The organism is Rhizobium sp. H4 (assembly GCF_003013335.1).
Classification (GTDB): Bacteria; Pseudomonadota; Alphaproteobacteria; order Rhizobiales; family Rhizobiaceae; genus Rhizobium; species Rhizobium sophoriradicis.
On the sequence record NZ_PSOW01000020.1, the window covers coordinates 38,223 to 51,419 of the forward strand.

Below are 13,197 nucleotides of genomic sequence, written 5' to 3' on the forward strand. Positions count from 1 at the left end.
GCGGATGACCGACATTTACGAGTTCGAAGGCAAGACCCTTTGCAACACCAATTCCGTCCTCGGCGAAGGGCCGACCTATGATCCAGACAGCAATACGGTCTGGTGGTTCAACATCCTCGGCAAGGAGCTGCACGAACTCAGACTGGCGACGGGGGAGAAAAAGGTGCATCCGCTGCCTGCGATGGCAAGCGTGCTGGCCCGCATCGATGCCGGACGGCAGTTGATCGCGACGGAGGAAGGGCTTTTCGTACGCGATGTGGCAAGCGGCAACCTCACCTTCTACGCAGCGCTCGAAAATGACCGGCCGGAAAACCGCTCCAATGACGGCCGCACCCATCCCTCCGGCGCGCTCTGGATCGGCACAATGAGCAAGCGGGCGGAAAACCAGGCCGGCGCCATCTATCACGTCGCAAGCGGCAAGGTGACGAAGATCTTCAACGGCATCAGCATTCCGAATTCGATCTGCTTCTCGCCCGACGGCACGATCGGCTATTATACGGATTCCCGGATCAACCGGCTGATGCGCGTCATGGTCGATCCGCATACCGGCCTGCCGGCGGGCGAGCCGATCGTGCTCGTCGACAGCATGAACGAGCCCGGCGACATCGACGGCTCGGTGGTCGATTCCGACGGCTATATCTGGAATGCCCGCTGGGGTGCGGGCGTCGTCGACCGCTACAATCCCGATGGATTGCGCATCTCGCGCTACAAGGTTCCCGCCGTCCAGCCCTCCTGCCCGGCCTTCATCGGCGTCGATGCCAACCGGTTGGCGGTGACGACCGCCTGGGAGGGGCTCGACGAGGATGCCCGCTCGGCTCAGCCTTCCGCCGGCGCGCTGCTGGAACTCGGCATCACGGTCAAGGGCGTGTTTGATCCTCTATACGTGCTCTGAACGCCGGTTTCCATAGCCGCGATCCCGAGGCGCCCCCAAGCGGGGCGCCTTTTCGTTTCGACCCCAGTCGCCGATAAAAGTTCCGTGAGAATGGTGAAATTTTCCGTGTTTTCAACCGGAACCAATACGCGCACCGCTCATTTTCCCTACGAACCGGCGCGGCAAGGATGATGCATTGCCGGGTCAGCGATCACTCTAGAGAAATGAAAGTAGGTTCGAAATGACAAGCAAACTTTTGACGACCGTTGCCGCTGGCGCGCTGTTTGCCACGGCTTTCGCACCGGCGGCATTCTCGCAGACCGCGCCGCAGCCTGCAGATCCCGCCGCTCCGACCGAAGCAGCGCCGGCTGATCCGGCTGCACCGAAGCCGGTGACACCTGATGTCACCAAACCCGCAGGCGATGCTGCACAGGCTCCCGCCGCAACCCCGAGCACGGATATGGCTCAGGGCACCTATCTGACGGAGCAGGCTCCGGACCAGATCAGCGCCAATACCTATATCGGCCAGTCGGTCTATAATGCCAACAATGAAAGCATCGGCAGCGTCAACGACCTGATCATGAAAAAGGACGGCGGCATTGTCGCCGCAATCGTCGGCGTTGGCGGCTTCCTCGGCATCGGCGAAAAGGATGTCGCCGTTCCGATAGAAACGATCACCATAGCTCAGAACACCCAGGACGGCAGCGTCAAGCTGACGACCAGCGAAACCGCCGAATCGCTGAAGGCTGCGCCTGAGTTCAAGACGCTGGCAATGCAGTCTGCAGAGAAGGCTCCGGTCGCACCTGGTACCGATACGACGGCAACCGGCTCGACCACGCCTAAGTAAACCGCGCGTGGTAGTATAGCGTAGGTGATGGCGCTCTTAGGGGCGCCATTGCTTTGTCTGCTGATCTGAGTTCCCCTTGCGGCACACTTTTGCTGGAATTGGTTTGTTTTGCACGCAATTTCGGACGCAAAACCGCGGCGCACTTTTGCTGGAATTGCTTTGTTTGCACGCAATCCCGGACGCAAAACCGCGGCGCACTTTTGCTGGAATTGCTTATGCGCTGACGCGCTCGGCGATCGCCGCGTCATAGTAGTTCTCGTGCAGGAAGCGCAGCGTGGCGATGCCATCGGCCGGGCGGCCGAAATGATAGCCCTGGCCCATGCCGCAGCCGAGCGTGCGCAGTTTCACCGCCTCGGCGTAATCCTCTATGCCCTCGGCCACGACTTCCAGTTCCAGGCCATCGCACATGGCAAGGATCGCCTTGATGATGTGTTCGGAGGCGCGGTCGGAATTGATGCGTGAGACAAAGGCACGGTCGATCTTGATCTTGTCGAAGATGAAGTCGCGCAGGCGCCCGAGGCTCGACTGGCCGGTGCCGAAATCGTCGAGCGAGATGCGCACGCCGGCGGCGCGCAGATCGGCGATGATGCGGTGAGCGGTATCGGCCGAACCCATCACCGCCGTCTCGGTGATTTCCAATTCCAGGCGATGCGGATCGAAGCCGACGCGGCCGAGGATCGACAGGATGCTGCCGCTCGTGCCGGGATCCATCAGCTGCGCCGAAGAAAGATTGAACGACAGGAAGAGTTCGCGCGGCCAGGAAAGTGCTGCTTCCGCGGCCTTGCGCAGCAGCGTTTCCGACAGGGCATCAATGAAACCGCGCTCTTCGGCGAGCGGCACGAAGACGCCGGGCGAAACGAAGCCGAGATCGGGATCGTTCCAGCGGGCAAGCGCCTCGAAGCCGACCACCTGATTGTTGGCGAGCGAAACGATCGGCTGGAAATGCACGTCGATCGCATCGGAGATGATGGCGTTTCTGAGCGCCTGCTCCAGCTGTGTGGCGCGCTTCATCTCCTGGGCGATCTCACGCGAATAGACGGTGATCTGGCCGCGGCCGCGGCGCTTGGAGCGATAGAGCGCCGTTTCGGCGCTCTTCAGCAGTTCCTCGCAGTCCTCTCCGGCAAAAGGATAGATGGAAAAGCCGAAGGAGGCGGAGAGACGGACGTTGCGGTCGCCGAGATCATAGGGCGCCGAAAGCACCTCGCGGATCATCTGGCCGAACTTCTCCGCACTCGCCCGCTCGAAAATCAATGGCAGCACGAAGGCGAATTCGTCGCCGTCGTGACGGGTGACCAGCGCGCCGTCCGGAATGCAGGCCTTCAGGCGATGGGCGACCTGGCAAAGGATTTCATCACCGGCCGAGGAGCCGAAAAGATCGTTGATCGGTTTGAAGCTGTCGAGATTGGCAATGCCGATGGTGAAGGGAGCCGGATCGCTGGCGCGCTCGGCGGAAATCTGCAGAACCTTCTCGCGAATGCGATTGCGGTTACCCAACCCGGTCAGCGGATCGGTATAAGCCATCGCCTGGAGCTCACCGTGACTCACGGTCAGGGAAGCCATTTCCGCCGATTTCATCATGCAAACCCGAGCTTTCCTCCGCAGCCGAGCAAAGAATGACCGGCATTTCTTAACAATTCGCTAGTAAATCAGCCGCCTTCGCAGCCTGACCGCCCCGAATTCTCAGGGGTTGACGCTATCGGCGAGAGCGGACCCCGTCGCGAAACGACGGCCATATCTTTAAAACATCAGGCGCGCGTTCGAACTCGCGCGCCCTCTTCCACCAGGTATTTCTGAAATATCGTCTCGAGCATGTCAGGACTGACGGGTTTCATGATGACGTCATCCATGCCCGATTTGGCGCATTCGGCCCGATCGCGCTCGAAGGCCTGGGTGAGCACGCCGATGATCGGGGTGCGGGCGGCAGCGCCGGCTTCTTCCATCTGGCGGATCAGCCGCGCGGCCTCGAAGCCGTTGAAGCCCGGCAGGGATATGTCCATCAGCACCACCTGCGGCCTGTGTTCGGCCCAGAGGCGCACGACCTCGTCGCCGGTCGCAGCAATCATATGGCGATAGCCGAGGCCTTCAAGGATCTGCGAAAATACGATCTGGTTGATATCATTGTCTTCGGCAACGAGAACCTGCAGGCTGACCCTATCGTCGGAAATGCTGATTTCCCAGTCCACCTCTGCGCCGGCGCCGTTGTTGCGGCTGTTGCGGTTGAAATGGCGGGCGATCTGGAAGGTGAGTTCGTTGGCGATCTGGAAGCCGTCCATGACCAGGGCCGGAATGCCGTATTGCTCGGCAAGCTCCAGGCAGCGCATACCCATCTGGTTGTCGATGATCAGCAGGTCGAGCGAGATGCCGGAAGAGGTGGCAATTTCCAGGAACTGCTCCTCTTCATCCTCTCCGCGCACCGTGCAGGATTCGAAACCGTATTTCGACAGCGTGCGCAGCGCGGCGGTCTCGGCGGCGAGGTCGGCGGTGACGACGAGGATCTTGCGGCCGGAGAAATTCTCCGGAACGATCGCTTCCATCGCCGCCGGCTCGCGGCGCTCCACCGCGCTCTGCAGCGGCACATAGGCGCGGCGATAGCTCTGGTTGGCGGAGGTGGTGATCGCCGAGGCCCGGTCGAACTCCTCGAGATCGGTGCCGTCGCGCGGCAGGTCCTGCGTCGTCGACACCAGGAAATAGCGGCCTGGCTTGCCGATGCGGTGCTTGCGGCTGACGATGTCGCGCTCGATGCCGTCGCGGGAGATCTGCCGCTGGCGGGAGATCGACATTTCGCCGGTCTCCAGCACGTGACGGTCGCTTTCTTCGAAGCGTTTTGCAATCTCCGGCGAAAAGAGCTCGCCGCTCTTGCGCCCGAGCACCTCGTCGGCGGTGGTCTGGTATTTCTCGCAGAAGGCGAGGTTCACCGCGACATAGGTCAGGTTGCGATCCTTGACGAACAGCGGGAACGGCAGATTGTCGAGAATGTCTTCCGTGAGCTGCACCCTCTCCAGGTCCGAGCGCCACTGCTCCTCGCGTTTCTTGTCCTCGGAGATGTCGGAAACGATGGTGACGCCGTAACCACCCGGCAGCCTGCGCTTGACGAAGCGGACCCAGCTGTCGGCGCCGTGGCGCTCGACGGATTCGAAGCGTTCGCGCCAATGCGAGGCGATCCTCTGCGACAGCCAGTCCTCGCGGCTGAGCGAGCCGCCCTGCCTCACGTCATATTGCTGACGAACGCCGGTATCGTAGACCGCACCCAGGAAATCGCGCAGCCGCGTGCCCGGCTTCAGCATCTCGGCCGGCAATGGGAAGAATTCGAGGATCTGGCGGCTTGCGAAGATCAGATGATCGTTCTTGTCGTAGATGATGAACGCTGCCGAAAGGCTGTCGCACACGACATCGAAAAGCGCCGTCTGCAGATCGGCCTCGGCGGGAGTCCCGTCGATTCCCGATGCCGTGTCCGCCTTTTCGAAGCCGGCACTCATTCTGTTGCGTCCCACATCTGATCGATTTTCGCAGCTTCCGGAGGTATATGAATAAAAATGCCATTTTTCTGTTAAAACCGGCTTAACACTGCCGATCGTCGAAACTGGGGAGCCGCAGATCACGCTTCTGTAAAGCCTATGGAATCTTCTTCCCTCCAGCCCGCGAATCCCCGAAAATAGCCCATGGCCATCAGACAGCTTTCCGAAACGCTCATCAACCAGATCGCCGCCGGCGAGGTCATCGAACGGCCGGCGAGTGCTGCCAAGGAACTGATCGAAAATGCGCTCGACGCCGGGGCGACGCGCATCGAGATCGCCACGGCAGGCGGCGGCAAGGCGCTGCTGCGGGTCAGCGACAACGGTTCCGGAATGGAGGCGGCCGATCTGGAACTGGCGGTCCGGCGCCACTGCACCTCGAAGATCTCCGAGACGCTCGAGGATATCCGCACGCTCGGTTTCCGCGGCGAGGCGCTGCCGTCGATCGGTTCCGTCGCCAGGCTCAGCATCGCCAGCCGCAGGCGTGACAGCGCCGGCGGCCACGAGATCGCCGTTGCCGGCGGCAAGATCGTGCATATCAGGCCGGCCGCCGCCAATCCCGGCACCATCGTCGAAGTGCGCGACCTGTTTTTCGCCACGCCGGCCCGGCTGAAATTTCTGAAGAGCGAAAAGGCGGAGGCGGGCGCCATTACCGAGATCGTCAAGCGCATGGCGATTGCTTTTCCTGCCGTGCGCTTCGTCCTGTCTGGTTCGGACCGCACGACGCTGGAATTTGCGGCGACCGGCGACGACCATCTGGCGCGCATGGCGCAGGTGCTCGGCAAGGACTTCCGAGACAACGCCATTCCCCTCGACGCCATGCGTGAGGATATCGCGCTCACCGGATTCGCCGGCGTGCCGACCTTCAACCGCGGCAACTCCGCCCATCAATATGCCTTCGTCAACGGCCGGCCGGTGCAGGACAAGCTGATCCTCTCGGCGATCCGCGGCGCCTATGCCGAGACAATTCCGTCAGGACGTTATCCGGTGGCGGTGCTGTCGATCACCCTTGATCCAGCTCTCGTCGACGTCAACGTGCATCCGGCAAAATCCGACGTGCGCTTCCGCGACCCGGGCCTGGTGCGCGGCCTGATCGTCGGCGCCATCCGCGAGGCCCTGGCGCGCGACGGCAGCCGGGCGGCGACAACAGGGGCGAGCGACATGCTGCGCGCCTTTCGCCCCGGCTTCCAGCCCAATGCGCAGCGGCCGCAGGCGCCATGGTCGGCCGAGACCTCGCCCTTCCGGCCCTACCAGCCGGCAGGCGGTTTCGCCGAGCGGACGCAGGCCACTTTCGACGGATTGTCGGCGCCGACAGCGCGAGCCGAGCCGCCGCCTTCGCCCCAGCCGGGTGCACCCGAACCGGCCTCTCCCGAAACAACCGGGCGCTATCCGCTCGGCGCGGCACGGGCGCAAATCCACGCCAACTATATCGTCGCCCAGACCGAGGACGGGCTGGTCATCGTCGATCAGCATGCAGCGCATGAGCGGCTGGTCTTTGAGGCGATGCGCAAGGCGCTGCATTCGAAGCGGCTGGCCTCGCAGGTGCTGCTCATCCCTGAGATCATCGACCTTCCGGAGGAGGATTGCGACCGGCTGATGCAGCATGCGGGCGAGCTTTCCGAACTCGGCCTGGCGATCGAGCGTTTCGGCCCCGGGGCGATTGCCGTGCGCGAGACGCCGGCGATGCTCGGCGAGGTCGACGCCCATGGCCTCGTCCGCCAGCTTGCCGACGAGATCGCCGAGTGGGACACGGCGTCGGGCCTATCGGCCAAGCTCGAATATGTGGCGGCGACCATGGCCTGCCATGGATCGGTGCGCTCCGGACGGCGGCTGCGGCCGGAGGAAATGAACGCGCTGCTGAGAGAAATGGAAGTGACGCCGGGTTCCGGCCAGTGCAATCACGGTCGGCCGACCTATATCGAATTGAAACTCAGCGATATCGAGCGGCTTTTCGGCAGAAGCTAAAAAAGCTGGCAAAGCCGCCGTCGCGGGAGTATGGCAGACACATGACAGACTGCAGGGAACGGAGCGCATGAATTTGTTCGAAGGGCACGGAAACCGCGAGGCGAAGATCCGCTATCTCGACGGCGATTTCCAGATTGTCTCGCCCGGCTCCTACGTCGTCTGTGCGATGACGGGAAAACATATTCCGCTCGACGAGCTGCGCTATTGGAGCGTCGCCCGCCAGGAGCCCTATTCCGACGTGATCTCGGCGATCGAAGCTGACAAACGCGCCGGCGTGCTGCCGAACCAGCGACGTTAGAGCAATTCTCGCCGTTCCTCCTTTAGTGACCCTAAACGGCTTTGGCTAATCTGCGACCCGTGACAAAACCGCAAGATCGGTCGAGCGCGTCATGTCCACCAACGTTTAGCTTGTGCCGCCACGGAGGACGGGACGATGAAGGCGGCGCTTCAAAACTACCATGCCCGCATGCAGCGGGTGCTGGATCACATAGACCGGCATCTGGACGATGATCTGGACCTCGATGCGCTGAGCAATGTCGCAGCCTACTCGAAATATCATTTCCATCGGCAGTTCACGGCGACCTTCGGTCTATCCGTGCATCGCTATATCCAGCTCGCCAGAATGAAGCGCGCTTCATACCAGCTAGCCTACAGGGATGCCCAAAGCGTCACCGATATAGCGATGGAAGCCGGTTACGACGGTCCTGATGCCTTTGCCCGCGCTTTTCGGCAACGGTTCGGGCAATCGCCTTCGTCTTTCCGGAAGTCTCCCGACTGGGAGCCGTGGCTTGTGGCCTTTGGGCCTCTCGACAACGCCAGGAGCAAGCTCATGCAGAAGACTTTTACCATTGACGACGTGACGATTCGCGATGTGCCTCCCACGCCGGTGGCGATCATGAAGCATCGGGGCGATCCCGCAACGCTCGGCGCCACCATCCAGCGCTTCATCGCCTGGCGCCAGGGGCAGGTCTGCACCCCAAGACAAATCCGACCTTCAATATCTGGCGCTCCGAGCGGCGTCCCGCGTCGCCCGCCGACTATAGCGTGGACCTTTGTGTCGGGATCGACAAACCAATCGAGGCGGACAGCGGTGAGATCAAAGCCGGCGAGATTCCCGGCGGACGATGCGCGGTGCTGCGCGTCGTCGGCAACACCGACAATCTGGAACCCGCCGCGCTCTACCTCTATCGCGAATGGCTGCCGGCCAGCGGCGAAGAAGCGCGCGACTTCCCGATCTATTGCCAGCGGCTGCGCTTCTTCCCTGAAGTGGCGGAGCATGAGGCGGTCGCGGAACTGTTTTTGCCGCTGAACTAGCGCCCTTCGACGGCGGCCTGCCGCTTCCGCACGCAGGGGACGGACAGGCCGCTATCCGCCCAATCCCGGTTTAATGCATGTCGCCCGGAAGTGTGCAGCGGTTCCGGGATAACGACATGCATCAAAATAAAGGGCTTAAGCGCGTCGCATGAATCATATTTGACGCGACGCGCTTTACGCGTTTGCGGCCTTCATCTCCCGCAGGCGGCGTTCGCGGCAGGCGACGATCGCCCGGTCGATGATGAGGCTTGGAGCGAGATGATCATCGAAGATCATGTCGACCTCGATCACCCGGCACTTTTGCGCCAGCTCTTCCGCCTTGCCGTGGTGGCCGGAGAGGCGGACGAAATCCTTCGAGGTGGTGACGATCAGAAGATCCTGGTGCTCGGCGGTCGTCAGGATATCGCCGATCTCGTCCTCGGTCAGGTGCTCGTGGTCGCCGAAGGTCTTGGCGACGGCGATTTCGGCGCCGCGCGATTCGACGGTACGGAAGAATTTGGCGGGATCGGCGATGCCGGCAAATGCCAACACCCTGATGCCGGCGAGCCTATCGTCGCCGCGCACCTTGAGCGATGCGGTGAAATAGGGCTTTGCCGCGCGCGCCGCCATGCGGACGATCCTGTCGGCGGCATGGCCGCCGCCGACCTTCAGCAGAGCCGTCGCCGAGCGCAGTTGCTGGCCGATCGGCGCGCGCACAGGGCCGGCCGGCACGATATGGCCGTTGCCGAGGCCGCGCGTCGCGTCGATGACGAGCAGAGCATAATCGATCGCCAGCCGGGCGCTCTGGAACCCGTCATCCATGATGATGAGGTCGGCGCCTTCCGCTACCAGACGTCTCGCGCCGTCGACGCGGCGCCTGGAAATCACCGTCAGCGCCTCTTGGGCAAGCAGCAGCGGCTCGTCGCCGACGGCGACGGCCCGGTGATGATGGGGATCGACCACCGTCGTCACGTCGAGCGAGCCGCCGTAACCTCGGCTGAGGAAGCCGGGTTTCAGCCCCTTCGCCTTGGCGGCGCGGGCGATCGTCAGCGCCGTCGGCGTCTTGCCGGCGCCGCCGACGGTGAAATTGCCGACGCAGATGACGGGAACGGAAACGGAGGCGCGGCGCGCATGGGCCATTCGGTGGCCGGCGACACGGCCGTAGAGAAAGGAAAGCGGCGCCAGCATCCAGGCCCGCCAGTCGGCTTTCCTCCACCAGAACGGCGGCGCTTCGGATATCATCTTGCCGTCCCGCTCCCCTGCCCGGTCTCAGAACCGGCCCCTTGCTTTTCGACCGGCCGGATTGAGAAGCCAAAACCGGTGAAAATGCAAGTCCTTGCAAAGATCGCGATGCGGTTTAGGCCGGCTGCAGGTCCGGCAGCAATGTCTCGATGGCGGTGATATCGTCGAGCACATGATCGGCAGCGGCGGCAAGCGAAGCCCGCGAGCCGGTGCCGGTCAGCACCGCGATCCTGAGCCCGGTGCCGGCATTCAGGCCCATGTGCAGATCATGATTGTTGTCGCCGACGATCGCGACCTCTTCCGGCAAAAGACCGGTCGCGGCGCAGAAGCCGAGCACCATGCCGGGTTCCGGCTTGACGCCGAAGCCGCTGTCATAACCCGCGATGTAATCGACATAAGGGGCAAAACCGAAACGTTCGGCGGTCTGGCGGATGGAGCGTTCATTGTCGCTGGAGGCGACGCCGAGCTTGAAGCCGCGCCGATGCAGTCTGGCGAAGAAGCCGGCAAGATCGGTCACCGGCACCGAAAATTCGGCGGCGCCGGAAAAGAGATCGTCGAGACGGACCGTCAGTTCGCCGACTTCGACCATCGAGCCGGCGGCGACGAGCCCCTCGGCGATCTGACGGGTATTGCCGGCGGCGAGCAGGCTGTCGGGGACGATATGGCCGGTCTGAGGATCCATGCCGCAAGCCAAGAGCAACCGGTCTGCGAGAAGCGGATCGCCCTCGGCGGCGATGCGGGCAAGCTCGCGATTGACCGGCAACCAGCTCTCGTCATAATCGAGCAGCGTGCCGTCCTTGTCGAAGAGGATGCCTTTGATACGCGCCGGGCCCGACATCGCGCCTCCTCAGAGCTGGGCGACGGCTTTGGGCAACAGGCGCGCCTTGACCGTCAGCGGATTGATATAGGGTTCCAGCCCCTTCACCGTCGCCGTCAGCGCGCCGCGCATCTCGTGCACGGTGGCAATGCCGGCTTCGATCATCGAGCGGCGGGCTTCGTCGTTGATCAAAAGGTAATGCACGCCCTTGGCCAGCATTTCGGTATCGCGCACCATGCGGGCGCTGCCGCTGCGGGCAAGTCTCTGATAGGCCTCGCGAAAATTCTGCACATTGCCGCCGGAGAGGATGGCGCAACCGAGCATGGCCGGCTCCAGGGGGTTTTGGCCACCTTCGGCAAACAGCGAACGGCCAACGAAGGCAATCTCCGTCAAACGAAGATAGAGACCCATTTCGCCGATCGTGTCGCCGAGGAAAACATCGATATCGGCGGACAGGACGTCGTCGCGAGTGCGGCGGGCGACCTTGAGGCCCTGCTTGACCAGAGCCGCCTCGATCTCGTCGCTGCGCTCGGGATGGCGCGGCACGATGATCGTCAACTGCCGGTCGCGCTCCTTCAGGGCGCGATGGACGATGCCGGCCGCATTCTCCTCGCCGTCGAAGGTCGAAATCGCCGCCCAGGTCTTGCGATCGCCGATCTGCTTCTTGTAGCGCGAAAGGACAGCGCTGTCATAGGGTGGGGCGTCGGTATCGACCTTCAGATTGCCCGAGGTGATGACCGGGACGACGCCGAGATCGCGGAAACGTTCGGCATCGACATCCGACTGGGCGATGACGAGGGCGAGATTTTCGAACAGGGCTTCGGCAATCGATGGGCGGCGGCGCCAGCGGGCAAAGGAGCGGTCCGACATGCGGGCGTTGACCAGGATCTGCGGGATGCGGCGGCGGCCAAGCTCCAGCACCGTTGCCGGCCAGATTTCGGATTCGGCGATGATGGCGCAATCCGGCTGCCAGTAATCGAGGAAGCGGCTGACCGATGGCTTCAGATCGAGCGGCACATATTGATGGATCGCTTCATGGCCGAGGCGCTCGGCAGCAAGTTTCGCGGAGGTGATGGTGCCGGTCGTTAGAATGACGTGGATGTCGCGGCGGCGGATCTCGCGGATCAATGGGATGACGGCGTTGGTTTCGCCCACACTTGCGGCGTGGAACCAGACGAGCGGCCCTTGCGGCCGGTTGGCGCTCGGATAGCCGAAACGCTCCAGGCGGCGCGCGCGGTCTTCCTTGCCCTTGGCGGTACGGTAGGTGAGATAAAGACCGACGACTGGAGAGGCCACAGTTCCCGCCAGACGGTATGTGCTCAGACCGAGCCGCGCCATCCGGGAGCTCATTGCGCCAGCCTCCGATCCAAGACGATCGACATCAAACCCATTCCCCAATTATCGTTGCGGCCGAAATGACCGATCAATTTGTTCAGAATGCGTCAAACGATCCGGGTCGACGGCGCCCGATGCTGCAAGCCCGGGACCCATGGCGGCCGCCGGCACTTGGCGCGGAATCGGCGGCCGAGGTCAGTGGCCTCCGGCCTTTTCCTGCGGATCGAGCAAACGATGCATGTGGACGATGAAATAGCGCATATGCGCATTGTCGACCGTCTGCTGCGCCTTCGCCTTCCAGGCCGTCAGCGCCGTGGCATAATCGGGAAAGATGCCGACGATATCGAGATCCTTCAGATCACGGAACTGGACCTCGTCGAGGCTTTCCAGTTCGCCGCCAAAAACGAGATGCAAAAGCTGCTTCTTGTCACCGGAGTCAGTCATTCTTGTTCTCTTTCTGCCTATTCTCCTCCGCCACCCCATCTGCGGGATTTTGACGGAAACGTCAACTGTCTCGTCGCCCGGCAAAGGCCGCGAGGAACTCATCCATGCGAGGCGCCGGTGCCGCACACAGCACCTTGTGGGTGACTTCAGCGCGATTGTAGACGATCGGTTCGCCGTCGAGGTCGACGAGGCGGCCGCCGGCGCAGGCCAGGATCAGATCGGCGGCGGCAAGGTCCCAATCGTGTGAATTGCCCTTGACGAACGTGCCGTCGAGCCGTCCGTCCGCCACCATGGCAATGCGATAGGCAAGCGAGGGAATGTATTTCTCGCGCCTGACCCGCTCGCGGAAGGCCGGCGGAAAGGTCTTCAACAGATCTTCGCCGATCGCCAGCCGGCTCATCTCCTCCGGCCCGGCGGCCGAAACGGTGAAGGGCACGCCGTTCTTCAGCGCCACACCGCCCTCGACGGCTTCGTAGAGCTCTTCGAGCGCCGGGGCGTAGAGCACGCCGGCGACCGGCCGGCCGCGATGGACGACCGCGACGCTGACGCACCAGACCTTCTGGCCGCCGAGGAAGGCGCGTGTGCCGTCGATCGGATCGATGATGAACACCGTCTCGCGGGCGAGGCGGTCGGCATCGTCCTCGGTTTCCTCAGACAGCCAGCCATAATCCGGCCGGGCCTTGCGCAGGATCGATTCCAGCGTCTTGTTGGCGGCGAAATCGGCGGCGCTGACGGGAGAGCGGTCATCGTTCTTCCACCAGACCTCGGGAGACTGGTTGAAGAAACCGAAGGCGACCGCACCGGCCTCCTTGGCAGCATCGGCGATCAGGGCGAGATCGCCCTGCCAGCGGAGCTCTTCGCTATCGCTCAT

At 62.8% G+C, this 13,197-nt stretch carries 11 protein-coding genes and 1 pseudogene; 5 read left to right on the forward strand and 7 right to left on the reverse strand.

What is annotated here, in order from left to right; all coding sequences use genetic code 11:
* Window positions 1-4 precede the first annotated feature (4 nt).
* On the forward strand, window positions 5-892 hold the full coding sequence (locus C4N04_RS26325) for an SMP-30/gluconolactonase/LRE family protein (protein ID WP_096762637.1): 888 nt from the start codon (window positions 5-7) through the stop codon (window positions 890-892).
* 220 nt (window positions 893-1,112) lie between these two features.
* On the forward strand, window positions 1,113-1,718 hold the full coding sequence (locus C4N04_RS26335) for a PRC-barrel domain-containing protein (protein ID WP_038687143.1): 606 nt from the start codon (window positions 1,113-1,115) through the stop codon (window positions 1,716-1,718).
* 213 nt (window positions 1,719-1,931) lie between these two features.
* On the opposite strand, the gene C4N04_RS26340 is transcribed toward C4N04_RS26335, so the two are convergent.
* On the reverse strand, window positions 1,932-3,296 hold the full coding sequence (locus C4N04_RS26340) for an EAL domain-containing protein (protein WP_106797417.1): 1,365 nt from the start codon (window positions 3,294-3,296) through the stop codon (window positions 1,932-1,934).
* A 167-nt stretch (window positions 3,297-3,463) separates the two neighbouring features.
* Window positions 3,464-5,194, reverse strand: coding sequence for a response regulator (locus C4N04_RS26345; protein WP_106797418.1), 1,731 nt, complete (start codon window positions 5,192-5,194; stop codon window positions 3,464-3,466).
* 183 nt (window positions 5,195-5,377) lie between these two features.
* Here C4N04_RS26345 and mutL point away from each other — a divergent pair, with 183 nt between their 5' ends.
* The 3 genes and pseudogenes from mutL (at window position 5,378) to C4N04_RS26360 (ending at window position 8,509) form a co-directional block, all read left to right on the forward strand.
* A complete protein-coding gene (gene mutL / locus C4N04_RS26350; protein WP_106797419.1) occupies window positions 5,378-7,195 on the forward strand; it encodes a DNA mismatch repair endonuclease MutL in 1,818 nt (605 codons plus the stop codon).
* Window positions 7,196-7,262: 67 nt separating this feature from the next.
* On the forward strand, window positions 7,263-7,493 hold the full coding sequence (locus C4N04_RS26355; RefSeq protein ID WP_010059623.1) for a DUF2093 domain-containing protein: 231 nt from the start codon (window positions 7,263-7,265) through the stop codon (window positions 7,491-7,493).
* A 135-nt stretch (window positions 7,494-7,628) separates the two neighbouring features.
* A pseudogene (locus C4N04_RS26360) lies at window positions 7,629-8,509 on the forward strand (AraC family transcriptional regulator).
* Window positions 8,510-8,683: 174 nt separating this feature from the next.
* Here C4N04_RS26360 and lpxK read toward each other — a convergent pair.
* From lpxK to C4N04_RS26385, 5 genes are all read right to left on the reverse strand, one after another.
* Window positions 8,684-9,730 carry a tetraacyldisaccharide 4'-kinase gene (gene lpxK / locus C4N04_RS26365; protein WP_039618119.1) on the reverse strand — a complete coding sequence of 349 codons (1,047 nt, stop codon included), beginning with the start codon at window positions 9,728-9,730 and terminating at the stop codon, window positions 8,684-8,686.
* Window positions 9,731-9,845: 115 nt separating this feature from the next.
* Window positions 9,846-10,568: an HAD family hydrolase gene (locus C4N04_RS26370; protein WP_106797420.1), complete on the reverse strand. Its 723-nt coding sequence runs from the start codon at window positions 10,566-10,568 to the stop codon at window positions 9,846-9,848.
* A 9-nt stretch (window positions 10,569-10,577) separates the two neighbouring features.
* Complete coding sequence (waaA, locus tag C4N04_RS26375) at window positions 10,578-11,897, reverse strand: lipid IV(A) 3-deoxy-D-manno-octulosonic acid transferase (protein WP_039618116.1); 1,320 nt, start codon at window positions 11,895-11,897, stop codon at window positions 10,578-10,580.
* 180 nt (window positions 11,898-12,077) lie between these two features.
* On the reverse strand, window positions 12,078-12,326 hold the full coding sequence (locus C4N04_RS26380; RefSeq protein ID WP_038687129.1) for a DUF4170 domain-containing protein: 249 nt from the start codon (window positions 12,324-12,326) through the stop codon (window positions 12,078-12,080).
* A gap of 61 nt (window positions 12,327-12,387) precedes the next feature.
* Window positions 12,388-13,197: a 3'(2'),5'-bisphosphate nucleotidase CysQ gene (locus C4N04_RS26385; protein ID WP_106797421.1), complete on the reverse strand. Its 810-nt coding sequence runs from the start codon at window positions 13,195-13,197 to the stop codon at window positions 12,388-12,390.

Coding starts and splice junctions, on each gene's coding strand:
- C4N04_RS26335 (WP_038687143.1), top strand. CDS start 1,113: ATGACAAGCAAACTTTTGACGACCGTTGCCGCTGGCGCGCTGTTTGCC.
- C4N04_RS26355 (WP_010059623.1), top strand. CDS start 7,263: ATGAATTTGTTCGAAGGGCACGGAAACCGCGAGGCGAAGATCCGCTAT.
- C4N04_RS26385 (WP_106797421.1), bottom strand. CDS start 13,197: ATGAGCGATAGCGAAGAGCTCCGCTGGCAGGGCGATCTCGCCCTGATC.
- mutL (WP_106797419.1), top strand. CDS start 5,378: ATGGCCATCAGACAGCTTTCCGAAACGCTCATCAACCAGATCGCCGCC.
- waaA (WP_039618116.1), bottom strand. CDS start 11,897: ATGAGCTCCCGGATGGCGCGGCTCGGTCTGAGCACATACCGTCTGGCG.
- C4N04_RS26340 (WP_106797417.1), bottom strand. CDS start 3,296: ATGATGAAATCGGCGGAAATGGCTTCCCTGACCGTGAGTCACGGTGAG.
- C4N04_RS26345 (WP_106797418.1), bottom strand. CDS start 5,194: ATGAGTGCCGGCTTCGAAAAGGCGGACACGGCATCGGGAATCGACGGG.
- C4N04_RS26370 (WP_106797420.1), bottom strand. CDS start 10,568: ATGTCGGGCCCGGCGCGTATCAAAGGCATCCTCTTCGACAAGGACGGC.
- C4N04_RS26380 (WP_038687129.1), bottom strand. CDS start 12,326: ATGACTGACTCCGGTGACAAGAAGCAGCTTTTGCATCTCGTTTTTGGC.
- lpxK (WP_039618119.1), bottom strand. CDS start 9,730: ATGATATCCGAAGCGCCGCCGTTCTGGTGGAGGAAAGCCGACTGGCGG.
- C4N04_RS26325 (WP_096762637.1), top strand. CDS start 5: ATGACCGACATTTACGAGTTCGAAGGCAAGACCCTTTGCAACACCAAT.